The organism is Paraburkholderia phosphatilytica (genome assembly GCF_003443895.1).
Lineage (GTDB): Bacteria > Pseudomonadota > Gammaproteobacteria > Burkholderiales > Burkholderiaceae > Paraburkholderia > Paraburkholderia phosphatilytica.
Map to the genome: position 1 here is coordinate 1 of NZ_QQOA01000001.1, position 15,730 is coordinate 15,730.

The window sequence follows — 15,730 nt, forward strand, 5'->3', positions numbered from 1 at the left end:
TGCATCGACAACAATTCTTCGCGCTCGGCTTCACTCAGATTCATTTTTCCCATGCACCTTTAGATCAGTGCAATTTCATTGGTTCAACGGACTAGCCGCGGCGTGTCATTGGCGCTGCTGCTGTTGCAGATACTGCCGCACGTCGCTCATCGACACGCGCCCGGTATGCGCGCTGTCGATCTGGTCGAAGTGCTTCGCGATGAAGCCAAGGCCATTGGTCTGCGCCTGCGCCTTCGTAATCGTCGCACCATTGCTCAGCACGGAATTGCCGCCCATGCGCGCTTCGATCCGTTGTTGCGCCTGCTGCTGAAGCTGCGTGCCGGTGGACGGTGTTTCAGGCGCGGGCCGGTTGCTCGGGAAGAACGGGCCATCCACGCCGTGGCCGCCCTTCGGCAGCGTGACGGGCGCGACCGACTGGGTCGTCGCGGCATGCGCGGCACCGATCGAGCCGATCGCACTGAGAACGAACAGCGGCAGGACGATGCGCCGCAGCATATCGATTGGAGACATGATCACTCGCCATAATGAGTTGAGCAGGTGGCCCCCGCTTCACGGGGACCCGTCGGGCCCGTCGGTTCGATACGACACCAGACGAAGCCCGGTTTCTCTCGAGCTTACTGCGTCGCCGCGACCTGCGTGGAGGTCGGCGTGCCCGCGGGGCTTTCATCCCGCCACGGCGGCGGCAACGTCCACAGCGACAGCGCGAACGGCACCGGCTGGCCAGCGTAGTAGTCGACCAGATCGGCCTTCATCTGCGGCCGCGCCACATCGTCCAGATAGATCATGTGGCCGCCCTGGAAGAAGTTCACCTGCAGGTTCGGATTCAGGCCGGGCACCGTTTGCAGCCGCGCAAGCTGTTTTTCGGTGTTGAAGAACGGCGTGGCAAGATCGTGGAAGCCGTTTTCCGACAGCACCCTTCAGTTGCGGATTGAGCGTGAGCGCGCCGACCAGGTCAGGCAACGTATCCGGCAGCGGCTGACCGTCGTGCGTGAAATTCCACACCTCGATGACCTCGGCGTAGCCCGGGAAGTAGCCCGCCAGCGTATCCGTATCGAGCTGCAAACCCAGCGGTCGAATCGGTGATCGCCGTGGCCTCGATCGCGTCGGCGAAGTAGTTCAGGATCGACGACTGCAGCACGATGCCGGTCAAGTGCACGCCGGCGGATTCCAGCGCGAGCGCGAGCATGTCGGTGCGCGGCGTGCCGTACGATTCGCCGTACAGGTAGATCGGCGAGCTGCTGCGATTGTTGACCGTCAGATAACGCTCGACGAAGTCGCGCATCACGTTGACGTCCGGATCGCAGCCCCAGAACGTCTGGTTCGTGTTCGGCAGGATCGCTTCCGAAAGGCCGGTGCCGGGCGGATCGATATAGACGAGATCCGTGGTGTCGATCAGGCTCTGGTCGTTATTGACGATCGGGTAGTTCGGCCAGTTCGTGAGCAGCGGGTCGGGCGTCGCGACACGCGTCGGCGCAAACGAACCGAGCCGCAGCCAGATCGACGACGAACCCGGGCCGCCGTTGTAGATGAACGTCACCGGCCGCGGCTGACCGTTCGTGCTCGGCGCCGTGTAGGCGACGTACGACATTGTGGCCTCAGGATTGCCGCTCGCATCCTGTGCCGTGAGGTGTCCCGTAGTCGTGGTGTAGTTGACTGTCGTTCTGCCCGATGTCCACTGGTAGTGCATCACCGCGGCATTCTCGTTGACCTGCGATGCCGCGAGGCCATCGGTGGCGTTCGGCGAATAGGCGACGAGGTCGACGTACGGCTGGTTGGCCGTCTGCGGCTGCGCGTTGGCCTGCCTGCTTACGTTCGCCTGACTCATCGCGCTGGTTGCCGTGGACGCGGAACCGCCATCGCCGCCGCCGCATCCGGCGACCACCAGCATGCCGGCGATCAACGCGCACGGTCCGGCCAGCCTGCCGCGACGCTGCCGGCGGATACCGCATGAACTACGGTCTGGTTTCATTTCAGTCCCTGTGATTGGTGAGATACCGCAACACGAGGGCCGCGTTCGCCGAGGGCACGGGGAAATCAGACAGCACGTGCGGAACTCGTCGGCACACAGCGGCTGACATTCGACGTTTGACTGGTTCTCTTGCAGCAGCCTGACTCAAGCTGTTCTGCCTGATCGTTTTTGATAAACAGTACTAAATACCACCGCATGATGAGCGCCGGTAAGTTGTACGGTTGTCATTCGATCGCCGCCGAGGAAAGATTTGGTAATGCGTGGCGGCAGAGGAAAAATAGGATTCCCCCCAGGCTTTGTCAAGCCACAGAATTCGTAGCGATGCCCGTTGGATCGACGTGCCCGAAACGCACCATGGCAGCGGTATGCCGGCTGGTTCGGCGCATGTCGGCAAGTGCCCGAAAACACGTTCGCGTGCCTGCACATCGCTTCGCGTGCCAGCTTCGTGTGCGCCGCACCAAAACTTCGTGATGAACATCCCCGCAGTCGAAGTCATTCGGATCGATATCTCGACACCGACCGCATGATCGTGAGGTCTTGAATATCGATACGTTATCCGAATCAATATCCGGTTAACATCCAGCAGATTTTCTGCCTGTACTTCGAACCGGATTTTCTGTTCCGCTCCAGGAACGGCCTGCGTCGCCCACTCATTTCCTCCACCTTTGCTGCCACCCGCGTCGCACGATTCCCCAGCTGTGGCTTCCCCGCATTGCAAAGTTCTTAATCGGCTATCGAATAAAGTTATCAGCGAATGCGCCGGCGCGAGCGGTCGGTCGCGCACGCGTAGCCCACCCGACGCTCGTCGCGCCTTGCCAGACGGGCCGCGCCGCGATATCGCCCGACACGGGACCACCACCGCCCAGGCATTTTCCGCACGCCCGCCCCTCTTATTCTCTGGTTAACCCGCCCATTTCAATTTACGCATGCCCTGCGTATCGTTCGAGTCAACCGAAGCCGGTTGAACAGATTCTTATATGAGGAGACGGACATGGGTGGGAATGCGACTGCCAGGGGACACGAAATCGATCACGGACAGGTAGCGGGCGCGGCCGACAAGCCCGGCACGCGCGCCATCATTCGCGCCGGCATCATCGGCGGCCTGACCGGTGCGGTCATCATCTGGATCTACGAGGCGCTGATCTGGGTCGGCGCGCAACATCTGATGCCGCTGGCCGGCATTCCGCGCAACGCGACGGGTCTCGTGTTCGGCAAAGCGTTTCAGGAAGCGATCGGCATCTGGGCATACGTGCTCGGCACGGTTATTCACTTCTTCTTCGCGTCCGCGTGGGGCATTCTCTTCGCCGCGATCTGGCCGTACTTCCGTCGCCGCGGCTACGAAGCCACGTTCGTCGCGCTGTTCTACGCGATCTTCGCGTGGATCGTGATGCACGTGGCCATTTCGATCGCAGGGGACAATCACCCGAACTACTACGATCCGGCCGTGATCATCGGCGGTTTCATGTCGCACTTCTGCTTTACCGTTCCGCTCGCGCTGACCATCAAGCGTCTGCTCGCGTCGAACCCGCAGCGTTGAGCCATACGATTCGCATCATTCAATAAATCAGCCGATCAGACCAAGGGGACCGTGGTGAAGAAGCGAACTATAGGATTACTAACAGCATCCGTACTTGGCGCGGGCCTTTCGACCGCGGCGCACGCGCAGTCGTCCGTCACGCTGTACGGCGTGCTCGACATGTTCGGCGGCTATCAGAATGCCAAGGTCAGCGGCAAGAACACGTCGCTCGTCACGCTCGGCAACAACGGCGAAATGACGAGCCGCTGGGGCCTTCGCGGCACGGAAGACCTGGGTGGCGGTTACCACGCGAACTTTCAGCTGGAGAACGGTTTCGATCCGGGTACGGGCAGCGTGCAGAACTCCTATCGCTTCTTCGATCGCCAGGCCTGGGTGGGTGTCAGCGGCCCGTACGGCGAATTGCGCTTCGGGCGGCAGAACACGCCGATGTTCGCGTGGAGCGGCAATCTCGACGCGTTCAGTGCGGCGACCTACGCATCCGGCTACAACGGCTTCGCGAACTGGCAGGCGCGGGTCGACAACGACATCAGCTACCAGTCGCCGAAGTTCGCGGGCACGCAGGCCGAGCTGCACTACTCCGTCGGCGGGAAGGCGGGCACGCTCGCGGGCAATGCGGTGTACCAGGCCGCGGTGCAGAGCAAGCAGGGCCCGGTGTACATGGCGTTCGCGTACCTGAACGCCGCGAACGCGACGGCAACGAACCGCGTGCAGGAAGTCATGGCCGGCGCCAACGTCGACTACGGTCTCGGCAAGGTTTACTTCGGCTACTTCAGGGCCAACGACGTGATCTCGTCCACCACCGGCAACGCATTGAGCAACCCTGCCGGCAAGTACGACCCGAGCGTCGGCGTCGTCGGCAACACGGCCGGCAACTGGCACAGCACGTTCTCGCTGTCGGCGGACTTCCGCTTCAACCCGTTCCTGAGCGTCGGCGCGGGTTATGCCTACACGAAGGACAGCTCGGCGCTCGGCAACGACGCGGGTGAATTCGGCGCGATCGTGAACTACGACCTGTCGAAGGCCACGCGCATCTACGCGACGGTCGCGGATCTGAAGAATTACCACGGCGCGGCGTTCAAGCTGGTCGGCGCGAGCATCACGTCCGGCACGTATCTGACGCCCGGCGCGGGACAAAGCGAGTTTGGCGCGCAGATCGGATTCCGGCATCTGTTCTGACGTCGCCACATGGACCGCAACGCCGCCCGCCGCAGCATGGACGGGCCGCGTTGCGTTTGCAGTTCTGGAGCACGATCCGCCTCCCCGAGGATGCGAGCGGCGTGGCCACATAACAGGTTGTACGAAGTGCAAGGAGATAGCGAATGACATCTGGACAAACAGTAGACATCAAGACGTTTATCGACGAAAGGAAGATCTCCGCGTACCAGTGGTTGCTGGTCGCGCTGTGCTTTCTGATCGTCACGGCGGACGGTATGGACGTCGCGATCATGGGCTTCGTCGCACCGCCCATCCTGCATGAATGGAGCATCTCGCGCCCCGCGTTCGGCCTCGTCATGAGTTCCGCTCCGGTGGGTCTCGTGATCGGCGCACTGCTCGCGGGTCCGTCGTCCGACCGGTTCGGCCGCAAGGCGGTGCTGATCGCCTCCGTGTTCGTGTTCGGCGTCTTCACGATCGCGACGGCCTTCACGAACACGCCGCAATCGATGGCGTTGCTGCGCCTCCTGACCGGCATCGGTCTCGGCGCCGCGATGCCGAACAGCACGACGCTACTGTCCGAATACTCGCCGCAACGCAAGCGCGCCTTACTGATCACGATCATGTTCACCGGCTTCAATCTGGGCTCGGCGTTGATCGGTTTTGTCGCGGGCTGGTTGATTCCGCAGTTCGGCTGGCGTTCGGTGCTGCTGTTCGGCGGCACGATGCCGCTCGTGCTGATTCCGCTGTATCTGTGGCTGCTGCCCGAATCCGCGCGGCTCTTCGCCGTGCGCGGCGAACCCTCGCAGCGCATCGCGAAGGTGCTCAACCGCGTGTGCGACGCGAACTTCACCGGCGACGAACGCTTCGTGTCCACCGAGCCGCAACTGCCGACGCGCAAGCCGATCGGCATCCTGTTCTCGCACGGCTACGGCTTCATGACGGTGCTGCTCTGGGTCACCTACTTCATGGGTCTGCTCGTGATCTATCTGCTGACCGGCTGGCTGCCCACGCTGATCAAGGACGCGGGCCTGACCGTCACGGTGGCCGCGAACGTCACGGCGATGTTCCAGATCGGCGGAACGATCGGCGCCGTCGTGGTAGGCTGGCTGATGGACAAGGCGCGCCCCGCGCCGGTGATCAGCGCCGCGTATATCGGCGGCGGCCTGTGCGTGATCGTGCTCGGTTCCGTCGGCGCGCTGTCGTCGTCGCTCGCGCTGCTCGTGTTCCTCGCGGGCTTCTGCATGAGCGGTGCGCAAACGGGCCTCAACGCGTTCGCACCGGGACGCTATCCGACGGTGGCGCGCGCCACGGGCGTAAGCTGGATGCTCGGCATGGGCCGCTTCGGCAGCATCTTCGGTTCGGCCATCGGCGGCGCGCTGCTCGGCCTCGGCTGGACCTTCGGCTCGATCCTCGCGATGCTGGCCATTCCCGCCACCCTCGCCGCAATCGCAATCCTGCTCGCGCAACGCACGAGCACTGCAGTCGCAAACGCAACGCCGAGCACGGCACATTGAGGGAACGCGCAGCCCATATCGCGGTCGAGGTTCGATCGCGATACGGGCGGCCTGGCCGGCGCCTGCCGGCATGATGACGATTCCCCGGGAGCAAGCATGATCATCGACATCCACGGTCACTACACGACCGCGCCTAAAGCGCTGGAAGCCTGGCGCAACCGCCAGATCGCCGGCATCAAGAACCCATCCGAAATGCCCAAAGCGTCGGAGCTGCACATCAGCGACGACGAACTGCGCGAATCCATCGAAACCAACCAGCTGCGCCTGATGCGCGAGCGCGGTCTCGACCTCACGGTCTTCAGTCCGCGCGCGAGCTTCATGGCGCACCATATCGGCAACTTCGACGTGTCCAGCACATGGGCCGCGATCTGCAACGAACTCTGTCATCGCGTGAGCCAGCTGTTCCCCGAGCATTTCGTGCCGGCCGCGATGCTGCCGCAAAGCCCGGGCGTCGATATCGCGACGTGCATTCCGGAGCTCGTCAAATGCGTCGAGCAATACGGCAACGTCGCGATCAACCTGAATCCGGATCCGTCGGGCGGCCACTGGACGAGCCCGCCGCTGTCCGACCGCTCCTGGTATCCGATCTACGAGAAGATGGTCGAATACGACATTCCGGCCATGATTCACGTGAGCACCAGCTGCAACGCGTGCTTCCACACCACGGGCGCGCACTATCTGAACGCTGACACCACGGCGTTCATGCAGTGCCTCACGTCCGATCTGTTCCGCGATTTCCCGACGCTGCGCTTCGTGATTCCGCACGGCGGCGGCGCGGTGCCGTACCACTGGGGACGCTTCCGCGGTCTCGCGCAGGAGCTGAAGCGCCCGCTGCTCGAAGAGCATCTGCTGAAGAACATCTTCTTCGACACCTGCGTGTATCACCAGCCCGGCATCGACCTGCTCACGCGCGTGATTCCGCTCGACAACATCCTGTTCGCGAGCGAAATGATCGGCGCGGTGCGCGGCATCGATCCGCAGACGGGCCACTACTTCGACGACACGAAACGCTACGTCGAAGCCGCGCAGATCGAACCCGAAGCGCGCTACCGGATTTACGAAGGCAACGCACGGCGCGTGTACCCGCGCCTCGATGCAGCACTGCAAGCACAAGGACGTTGATCATGTATGAACTCGGAGTCGTTTATCGCACCATCCAGCGGGCCGATGGCGAAATCGCGGCAAAGCTCGGCGCATTCGGCGCGGCCACCGTGCACGAAGCCATGGGACGCACCGGCCTGATGAAGCCCTACGTGCGGCCGATCTACACCGGCGCGCAGGCCGCCGGCACCGCCGTCACCGTGTTGCTGCAACCCGGCGACAACTGGATGCTGCACGTCGCCGCGGAACAGATTCGCCCCGGCGACCTCGTGGTCGCCGCCGTCACCGCCGACTGCACCGACGGCTACTTCGGCGATCTGCTCGCCACCAGCTTCAAGGCGCGTGGCGCGCAAGGGCTGATCATCGACGCCGGCGTGCGCGACGTGCGCGTGCTCACTGAAATGGGCTTCCCGGTGTGGAGCAAGGCGATTTCGGCGAAGGGCACCGTCAAGGCGACGCTTGGCTCGGTCAACGTGCCGGTGGTCTGCGCAGGCGCACTCGTGACGCCCGGCGACATCGTCGTGGCCGACGACGACGGCGTGGTGGTCGTGCCCGCCGCGCGTGCGCAAAAAACGCTCGAAAGCGCCGCCGCGCGCGAAGCGAACGAAGCCGGCAAGCGCGCGAAGCTTGCCTCCGGCGTACTCGGTCTCGACATGTACAGCATGCGCGAGCCGCTCGCGAACGCGGGTCTCCGCTACATCGACTGAACGCGATCGCACCACCGCCCGACCGCACTACTTCAAGCACAGCATGGAACCGCATCGTCACAACGCAGCAACGATCCGTGGCATCTCGTCGATGGCCACCCGGCACGTCCTCACGGAACTGACCGGCAACTTCCAGGCGCAATCGGGTCAACCGGTTGCGATCGAATCGGTAGGCGGCGTCGACGCCGCGCGGCGCGTGAGTCACGGCGAACCGTTCGACTTCGTCGCGCTCGCGTCGGATGCGATCGACAAGCTCGCGGCCGCCGGTCATCTCGACGCGTCGACACGTGTCGACGTCGCGCGCTCCGGTGTCGCGATCGCGATCAAGGCGGGCACTCCCCGGCCGGACGCGACGAGCGAAAACGGCGTGCGCGATGCGGTGCTGGCCGCACGCAGCATCGGTTATTCCACGGGCCCGAGCGGCGCGCATCTGACGCGTCTGTTCGAGCGCTGGGGCATCGCCGGAACGATCGCGCCACGCATCGTGCAGGCGCAGCCCGGCGTGCCGGTCGCCACGCTGATCGCGCGTGGCGAAGTGGAACTCGGTTTCCAGCAGCTGAGCGAACTCGTGAACATGCCGGGCATCGACATCGTCGGTCCATTGCCTGACGGCATCCAGCTGCTCACCGTGTTTTCCGCGGCACTCACGCACACGTCACAGCATGCCGACGCCGCGCGCGCGTTCCTCGCTTTTCTCGCGTCGACCGATACCGCGGCCGTGAAGCTCCGTCACGGCATGGAGCCCGCCTGAAACGCAAAGCGGCAACTCAACGTTGCCGCTTTGTCTGGTCCTGTCCGAAGCATCGCTCGCCGGCAGTCACACCGGCGAGCTCACTCCCCGCGTTAGATCCTGAACATGCCGACGGTCTCGGTCACCGCCTGCGCGCGTTCGCCGAGCGAATCGGCGGAAGCCGCCAGGTGGTTGACGAGCGACGTGTTCTGCTGCGTCAGCGACTCGATGTGACCGAGCGCCTGCCGGATCTGCACGACGCCCGCGCTTTGCTCGGCGGCAGCCACGTTGATCTCGCCGATCAGCGTACTCACGCCGCGCGCCGCGTGCACCGCCTGCTGCATCTTGTCGCGCGCCGCTTCGGTCAGCTTGCTGCCTGCTTCGACCTTCTGCGTGGAATCGACGATCAGTGCCGCGATCTCCTTCGCCGCGACTGCCGCGCGCCCGGCGAGACTGCGCACCTCGCCTGCCACCACCGCGAAGCCGCGTCCGTGCTCGCCCGCCCGCGCCGCTTCCACCGCGGCGTTCAATGCGAGGATGTTGGTCTGAAACGAGATGCCGTCGATCACCTGCGTGATCTCGCCGATGCGACGCGACGACTCCATGATCGTCTGCATCGTGCGCGTCATCGCCTGCACCGCGTTGCCGCTGTCTTCGGTGATCTGCGATGCTTCGACGGCCTGCGCGGTCGCCTTGCGCGCGGCGTCGGACGTCTGCTGCACGCTGTTGCTGATCTGCTCCATCGAAGCCGCGGACTGCTCGAGGCTCGCCGCCTGCGATTCCGTGCGCGCGGACAGGTTCTGGCTGCCTTCGTTCACGATCTGCGTCGCCGCTTTCATTTTCGACATCTGGTCGCGCGCATCGCCGACGATCGCGCGCGTGTTCAGGCCCACCTGGTTGACGGTCAGTTCCAGCTTGCCGACCACACCGGTCGGCTTCCAGCTGTTCCTGAGCGTCTGCGTCAGATCGCCCATCGCCATACGGCTCACGAATGCGAGCAGACGCCGCAGCGGATAGATGAACATGAAGCGCATCCGGTATTCGGCCACCACGCCAAGCCCGATACACGCCGCGATACCGAGCGCGAATCGCAGCCACGTGACGCCGGCGAGGCCACCGTCCAGCGCGCCGCCCACCACCATGCCGAGCATCGCGAGACCGATCGTCAGGATGTAGGTTTGCCGCTTCATCGTCGGGTGAACGAGGCGATCGATCGCGCCCGTCAGGTCGTCGCGCACCACTGCGCCCGCTTCGAGCCGGTGCACCGCGCGGCCTCGCTTCTGTTCGTCACGCAGCATCGCGTAGAGCGCTTCGGCATTACGGATCTGCTCGCGTGACGCTTCCATCCGCACCGACCGGTAGCCGACCACTTCGCTGCCTTCGACGATCGGCGTGACGCTCGCCTGCACCCAGTAATGATCGCCGCTCTTGCAGCGGTTTTTCAGCACGCCGACCCAGAGCTGCTTCTTTTTCAGCGTATCCCACAGGTCGCGGAATGCTTCGGCCGGCATGTCGGGATGCCGGATCACGTTGTGCGGCTGCCCCAGCAGTTCTTCGCGCGAAAAGCCGCTCAGCTGCACGAACGCGTCGTTGCAATAGGTGATGATGCCTCGGGTGTCGGTCGTCGAAACGAGCATGCTTCCCGCCGGAAACGGGACCTCGTTCTGCGTGACTGGCGAATTGATCTGCACTACAGCGCTCCCCTGATAGGTGGTTGGACGAAGTCCGCCGCCGTCATGCGCGCCGTCCCTGTCTCCATGTCTTCGCGGCGATGCGACGCCGCTTTCGTGTTCCTTATAGGTGGCGTTATCGGCTGACAGGCCATGCGGATGAAGGGCCAATCCTGCCCCGCGATCGACTGATAAACACTTCGCAACGCATTCGCGGCGAAATCGCATAGCGACGGTTTCGTGTCGAACGGGCGCGCCGGAGAAACCGCAAACATTTCCAATCCTCACACACGGCGAACGCCCATTTCGCCGGCGATCCGTTATCCGCAGCGTGCTGCGGCGCGGGTTGCCCAGCCATGCTCCGCAGGCATGACGCGGTAATTCTCAACAGAAATTACCTGGAAGGATTGACCCGCTAAACGAGCCGGATCACCTGTCGTTATCACCTCCAGGACGGCAGAGTGCGTCGCACTGTGCTCCACCATCCGGCGATGGACATACGGCCCACGCCATCTGGAGGTCAACATGCTCAGCATCAACAGTAATATCAGCTCGCTCACGGCACAGGAAAACCTGACCGGTTCGGGCAACGCGCTTTCGCAGGCCATCACGCGTCTCTCGTCGGGCAAGCGCATCAACAGCGCAGCGGACGATGCAGCCGGTCTCGCGATCTCGACGACCCTGCAAACGCAGATCAGCGGCTTGAATCAAGGCGTGTCGAACGCGAACGACGGCACGTCGATCGTGCAGACGGCGAGCAGCGCGCTGAGCCAGATCACGCAGTCGCTGCAGACCATCCGCTCGCTGGCGGTGGAAGCGTCGAACGGCACGCTCTCATCGAGCGACCAGGCGGCACTGCAACAGGAAGTGACGCAGCAGATCGACGAAGTGAACCGCATCTCGGGGCAGACGACGTATAACGGCGTGAACCTCCTGAACGGCAGTGCGGGCAACATCAACTTCCAGATCGGTGCGAACACCGGCCAGACGATGAGCCTGGACCTGGGCACGAACATGTCGGCCGCTTCGCTCGGCGGCGGACATCCGTCTGCCGGCACGACGCTCGGCACGCTCACCGGCCTCGATATCGACAGCTCGACGGGTGGCGCAGCCACTTCGGCATCGACGTCGGAAATCACGTCGGTCAACGTGATCGCGGACGGCAACGGCGGCTTCACGTTCACGGACCAGAACGACCAGACGATCGGCTCGGCCGCGGTCAACGGCATGTTCGGCCAGGCTTCGTTCACGCAGGCCGCCGGCGCCACCACCTCGGCGACCCTGCCCGCGTTCTCGACGCTGTCGGCGCAGGCCAACTTCTCGGGCCTCGGCTCGGAAGGTCTCGCGACCGTCGACGACGAACTCAGCCAGATCGCAGCCGACAACGCACCGCCGCTCGTGTCGAACATCGACATCAGCACGACGGATGGCGCGAACGCCGCGATGGAATCGATCGACTCGGCGCTCGCCACGGTGAACAACCTGCAGGCAACGCTCGGTGCGGCGCAGAACCGCTTCGCTTCGGTCGTGACCACGCAGCAGAGCGCGGCGACGAACCTGTCGAGCGCAAAGTCGCAGATCACGGACGCGGACTTCGCGCAGGAAACGGCGAATCTCTCGAAGGCGCAGGTGCTGCAGCAAGCCGGCATCTCGGTGCTCGCGCAGGCGAACTCGCTGCCGCAGCAAGTGCTGAAGCTGCTGCAGTAACAGGCAGGACGCTTTACCGGACGGACCAGACCAGGCAGTAGCCGACCGGTGGAGCCGCTTGACCCATGCGAAAGCATGGTGTTCTCCAACGGAGAGCGCCCGCGAGGGCGACTCTCCGTTTCTGTTTGCGCGGATCGATATGACGACGCGTGCGGACGCGCGCCGGCGAGTCCTTACCGGATACTACGGAGCGGTGGGTGCGATCTCTTCGGCACACGAGCCGACCAGAAACGCGTAGTCGCGCGCGGACAGGCGTCTGCCCAGTCGCGACGCGTCGTTCAGGAGCGCCGCATCGGGGCCGTTAAACGGCCGCGCAGCGCCCCAGATCTCGCCACGCCAGACGATCCGGTGCAACGGGTCGGTCGCGTCATAGACAGCGCGTGCGACCCGTTCTTCCGCCAGCGGCTTGCCTTCACAGTAAGGCGCGAGGTTGAGTTGCAGTTCCAGCGCGCAGAGCGCGCGCTTCAGCCAGAAGTCGCCGGGCAGCTTCTGGCGAGACGGCTTGCGCACCAGCTTCGCCAGTTCAGCGGCGTGCCGCTCGCGCTGCTGGCACTCGCGCAGGCGCTTTTCGATCGCGGTGAACTGTGCCGGCAGCGCGTGCGCGACGTCTACCAGCACGAGATACCAGTTCTGCCGGATCAACGCCGGTGCATCGGCGAGGTTCGCGAGGCGTGCCCGCATCTCGCCGAACGGCTCCGTCACCGCTGGATCGGGACGGAAAACGAGCGGCCGGTAGTCGATGCGCGCGCGTGGTAATCGACGCGCGGAGACCTGCGTATTCAGCAACTGCCGGTACGCATGCGCGATTTCCGATACGGCCCGAATCTGCGGCGGAAGATGTCCGTCCAGACTCACGGCGAACAACATTTCGGATACCTGTGCAAATCCCGGTCTGGTGACATCCAGATCGATCAGGTTTTCCGACGTGACGATCCATTCGCCCCGCTCGTTCATCCGCTCGACGCGCCCGACGCGGCGCGGCCGTTCCTCTCGCCGCACGCTGCCTTCGTGTCCAACACAGACCTCGCGGCCCGACGGTGCGCGCTGCATGCGCGCAAACGGCGCAATCGAAAAGCGATCGCCCATCTCGACGATCGGTGCGCTCGTGCCGAAGAACCAGGACCGCCCTTCCGGCAGCGCAGGCAGCGCTTCCACCGCGGGATCGAACCAGTCGGCAATGCCGTAGAGACGCGCGCAGTCCAGATTCCGCAGCGACACCTCCGTCGGCTCGATGTGCGGATGAGCCGCGAGGTACGCGCCCAGCGTGCATGGCGCGACCTCGGTCCAATCGTCGGCGCTGCCGGCAACCATGGAGCCGAGCCGAAAGTAGCGAACGTCGAACGCCTTGATCTCGTCGAATGCGGCCTGCGATCCGGGCAGACCGGTTGCACACAGTTCGTCGAGCAACGCCGGCCGGCTCTTTGCGAGCGCGCAATCGTGCCGGTAGAACGGGTTGAGTCTCAGGAAACGCCAGGCCCAGTCGTCGCCGTTCATCCGGCATTCGGCCTCCGTTGCGGCGAACGGATGCGGGCCCGGATCGAGCGCAACGCTGGTGACGGGAAAGAATCGCGCATTCATTGGACGTCATCCAATCACGTCAAAACCCACACTCACATCAGGTCACGCTCAAAAGCCCGCGCGCCTTAGGATGAATTCGACGTCAGGAAATCCTGAGATTTAAAAAAACCGCTTGATTCAGCACGTCAGTGCGATTTTTCGGTTTCCACGAAATTCATCAGGAAACCTATTAATGCCAACGCATGCTTAAGGCCGCTTTACACTTACTTATTGTTTCCGGATAAGCTACGCGCGATTTCGTTGACTACACTAGAACGCGATTCGGAATGATTCGAAGAGAGAGCAGATCGCCTTGATGGATTCCATACTCGATGAACGCAATGAAGCGCAGAGCTGTACCGACCAGCTGCGAAGCTGCCGGCCGTCTCTCGACGCGCTGCCCAGGCTCAGCGTCGACGGGTGTCGCGTGTTCTATGACGGCGAGTTGATCCACGAAGCCGTCTCGCATGAGGAAGCGATCGTCTATCGCGACCGCCTCATCGACATCTATACGTAACCGCTGGAACGCCCCGCGGTTTGCACTCCGCTAGTTGATCAGCGCGGCGTCCATGCCGCCGGGCAACGCCTGCGGCAGATAGACCCGGCCGGTGATGTGGCCCGGCGCATCCGCAACCCAGATCGCGAGCCCGCTCTGCTGCACGTACAGCCCCGCGGTCACGCTTTCGCCGCCCGCCATCGCCGCGTTGATCGCCTGCTGATAGCAAGGCAGATACGCGCCCAGCAGCAGGCCAAGAGGCGCGTTAACGGTGCCGTTCCATGCGACGGCGAACACGTTTCCAGCTTGCGCCGCGTACTCCTTGACGATCATGCCATCGGCGAATGTCGTCTGATAGACGGTGTACGGGACGCGCGCGGCTGTCCACAAGGTCGAGACGGTCGTTACGCGGGTCGCGTCGTTCGCCGGCAATGCCGGCGGGCCGCCCAGTTCCGCGCTTGCAGGTGTTGCCGCGGCGAGCGCGCACAGGCCCGCCATCAGAAAGATTGCGCGCTTCCGCATGTGATTCCCCCGCTATCGGTCTGTTTCGTTCGTTTTTGAAAGCGGTTGAATGGTGACATGAGCACCGCATCAATTCAGCATAACGAATCTTTCATCGCCTTGTTCCGTTCGCCCGCTGTCAGGATATTTGACGGACACGAGACAGGCACCATGCATTCGGATGGTGCAGAACAAGCCGTGCCGGGATAGTTGGGAACGACACGATTCGCCACTCCCGACATCGCTGTCAGGAAATACCTAATGCGATTCAGGCTAACCTTTCTCCAAATTAAAGAAATGCCGCTTTTTCTTCGTAAGCATTACATATGAATTGCTATTTCCTTTTCTGACATGCTAATGTCGGGCCGACTGGCGTGCTGGCTGCAGGATTCCCTGACCGATCATTACTTCCCGCCGGTTCGTGGGTCGTCTTGATGCACACTCGCTTCGCCGGCCATGGCCGGTACGAACCCCCACGTCTGAAAACATAGAAGCCGATGTCTCCGACAGCTCGCGTCGCGGTGGCATTCGCGCGGACCGATTCGTCGCAGAACACATGGCTCCCGTTATCGACTTCCTGCTGGATCGCCACCTGTCGCCTCAGTGGCGAGGCGTTCTGGCCGCGCTGGCGGCCGAGTTCGAAACCCAGCTCGGCGGCGCCGAACTGCGCGAGCTGATGCATCGCGTCGGCAGCCGCTTCGCGGGTGCGCATCCGTTGCCCGTCTGTCTGTCGGTCGTCGATCTCGAGCGCGCGATCAACCAGCGCTGGCTCGAAGCGGACTGGGGCTACGTCGAGATCGTCGAAGCGCCGGACGCGCTGCGCATCGCTCATTTCTGCTCGCCGCTGAAGGCATTCGGTGCGAACGCGCTCAGCTGGACGCCAGGTTTTCTCGAAGGCGTCTATGAGATGTGGCTGGCGGAACTCGGCGGCGAAGGCTTGCGCGTCGAACAGACGAGCACGTTCGACGAAGACGGCGTGATCGATTTTCGGGTCGGCAACCGGCTCGGGCAACGACATCGATAAGAGACGGCCGCCACAGGCCGAACGCACACTGATGCACGGGGTTGGGGAAGCACCATGACACT

Annotated in this window: 13 protein-coding genes and 1 pseudogene; 9 read left to right on the forward strand and 5 right to left on the reverse strand. The window is 63.5% G+C overall.

Going from position 1 to position 15,730, the window contains the following annotated elements; translation table 11 throughout:
• Positions 1–105: 105 nt before the first annotated feature.
• Entirely contained in the window at positions 106–510 is a 405-nt protein-coding gene (locus DVS29_RS00005; protein ID WP_118178383.1) for a 2-oxoglutarate dehydrogenase, read from the reverse strand.
• A 104-nt stretch (positions 511–614) separates the two neighbouring features.
• Positions 615–1,969: pseudogene (locus DVS29_RS00010) on the reverse strand (S10 family serine carboxypeptidase-like protein).
• A 991-nt stretch (positions 1,970–2,960) separates the two neighbouring features.
• Here DVS29_RS00010 and DVS29_RS00015 point away from each other — a divergent pair.
• From DVS29_RS00015 to DVS29_RS00040, 6 genes are all read left to right on the forward strand, one after another.
• The gene (locus DVS29_RS00015; RefSeq protein ID WP_118178384.1) at positions 2,961–3,506 is read left to right on the forward strand and encodes a hypothetical protein; all 546 of its coding nucleotides are present in this window, start codon (positions 2,961–2,963) and stop codon (positions 3,504–3,506) included.
• 54 nt (positions 3,507–3,560) lie between these two features.
• The gene (locus tag DVS29_RS00020) at positions 3,561–4,682 is read left to right on the forward strand and encodes a porin (RefSeq protein WP_164707800.1); all 1,122 of its coding nucleotides are present in this window, start codon (positions 3,561–3,563) and stop codon (positions 4,680–4,682) included.
• 143 nt (positions 4,683–4,825) lie between these two features.
• A complete protein-coding gene (locus DVS29_RS00025; RefSeq protein ID WP_118178386.1) occupies positions 4,826–6,175 on the forward strand; it encodes an MFS transporter in 1,350 nt (449 codons plus the stop codon).
• 96 nt (positions 6,176–6,271) lie between these two features.
• On the forward strand, positions 6,272–7,297 hold the full coding sequence (locus DVS29_RS00030) for an amidohydrolase family protein (protein ID WP_118178387.1): 1,026 nt from the start codon (positions 6,272–6,274) through the stop codon (positions 7,295–7,297).
• Between the two features lie 2 nt (positions 7,298–7,299).
• Positions 7,300–7,983 carry a 4-carboxy-4-hydroxy-2-oxoadipate aldolase/oxaloacetate decarboxylase gene (gene ligK, locus DVS29_RS00035; protein ID WP_118178388.1) on the forward strand — a complete coding sequence of 228 codons (684 nt, stop codon included), beginning with the start codon at positions 7,300–7,302 and terminating at the stop codon, positions 7,981–7,983.
• Between the two features lie 43 nt (positions 7,984–8,026).
• Complete coding sequence (locus DVS29_RS00040) at positions 8,027–8,734, forward strand: substrate-binding domain-containing protein (RefSeq protein WP_118178389.1); 708 nt, start codon at positions 8,027–8,029, stop codon at positions 8,732–8,734.
• Positions 8,735–8,826: 92 nt separating this feature from the next.
• Here DVS29_RS00040 and DVS29_RS00045 read toward each other — a convergent pair whose 3' ends face one another.
• Entirely contained in the window at positions 8,827–10,350 is a 1,524-nt protein-coding gene (locus tag DVS29_RS00045) for a methyl-accepting chemotaxis protein (RefSeq protein WP_164707801.1), read from the reverse strand.
• 558 nt (positions 10,351–10,908) lie between these two features.
• Between DVS29_RS00045 and DVS29_RS00050 the strand changes: the two genes are divergently transcribed.
• Positions 10,909–12,090, forward strand: a complete 1,182-nt coding sequence (locus DVS29_RS00050) for a flagellin (protein ID WP_118178391.1) — start codon at positions 10,909–10,911, stop codon at positions 12,088–12,090.
• Between the two features lie 183 nt (positions 12,091–12,273).
• Here DVS29_RS00050 and DVS29_RS00055 read toward each other — a convergent pair whose 3' ends face one another.
• Positions 12,274–13,668 (reverse strand): hypothetical protein, encoded by a 1,395-nt coding sequence (locus tag DVS29_RS00055; RefSeq protein ID WP_118178392.1) that lies wholly within the window; start codon positions 13,666–13,668, stop codon positions 12,274–12,276.
• Positions 13,669–13,963: 295 nt separating this feature from the next.
• Here DVS29_RS00055 and DVS29_RS00060 point away from each other — a divergent pair, with 295 nt between their 5' ends.
• On the forward strand, positions 13,964–14,164 hold the full coding sequence (locus DVS29_RS00060; RefSeq protein WP_118178393.1) for a hypothetical protein: 201 nt from the start codon (positions 13,964–13,966) through the stop codon (positions 14,162–14,164).
• A 30-nt stretch (positions 14,165–14,194) separates the two neighbouring features.
• Here DVS29_RS00060 and DVS29_RS00065 read toward each other — a convergent pair whose 3' ends face one another.
• Positions 14,195–14,665, reverse strand: a complete 471-nt coding sequence (locus DVS29_RS00065) for a DUF2844 domain-containing protein (RefSeq protein ID WP_118178394.1) — start codon at positions 14,663–14,665, stop codon at positions 14,195–14,197.
• A 535-nt stretch (positions 14,666–15,200) separates the two neighbouring features.
• On the opposite strand from DVS29_RS00065, the gene bcsD reads away from it, so the two are divergent.
• Complete coding sequence (gene bcsD / locus DVS29_RS00070; RefSeq protein ID WP_118178395.1) at positions 15,201–15,668, forward strand: cellulose biosynthesis protein BcsD; 468 nt, start codon at positions 15,201–15,203, stop codon at positions 15,666–15,668.
• Positions 15,669–15,730: the final 62 nt, after the last annotated feature.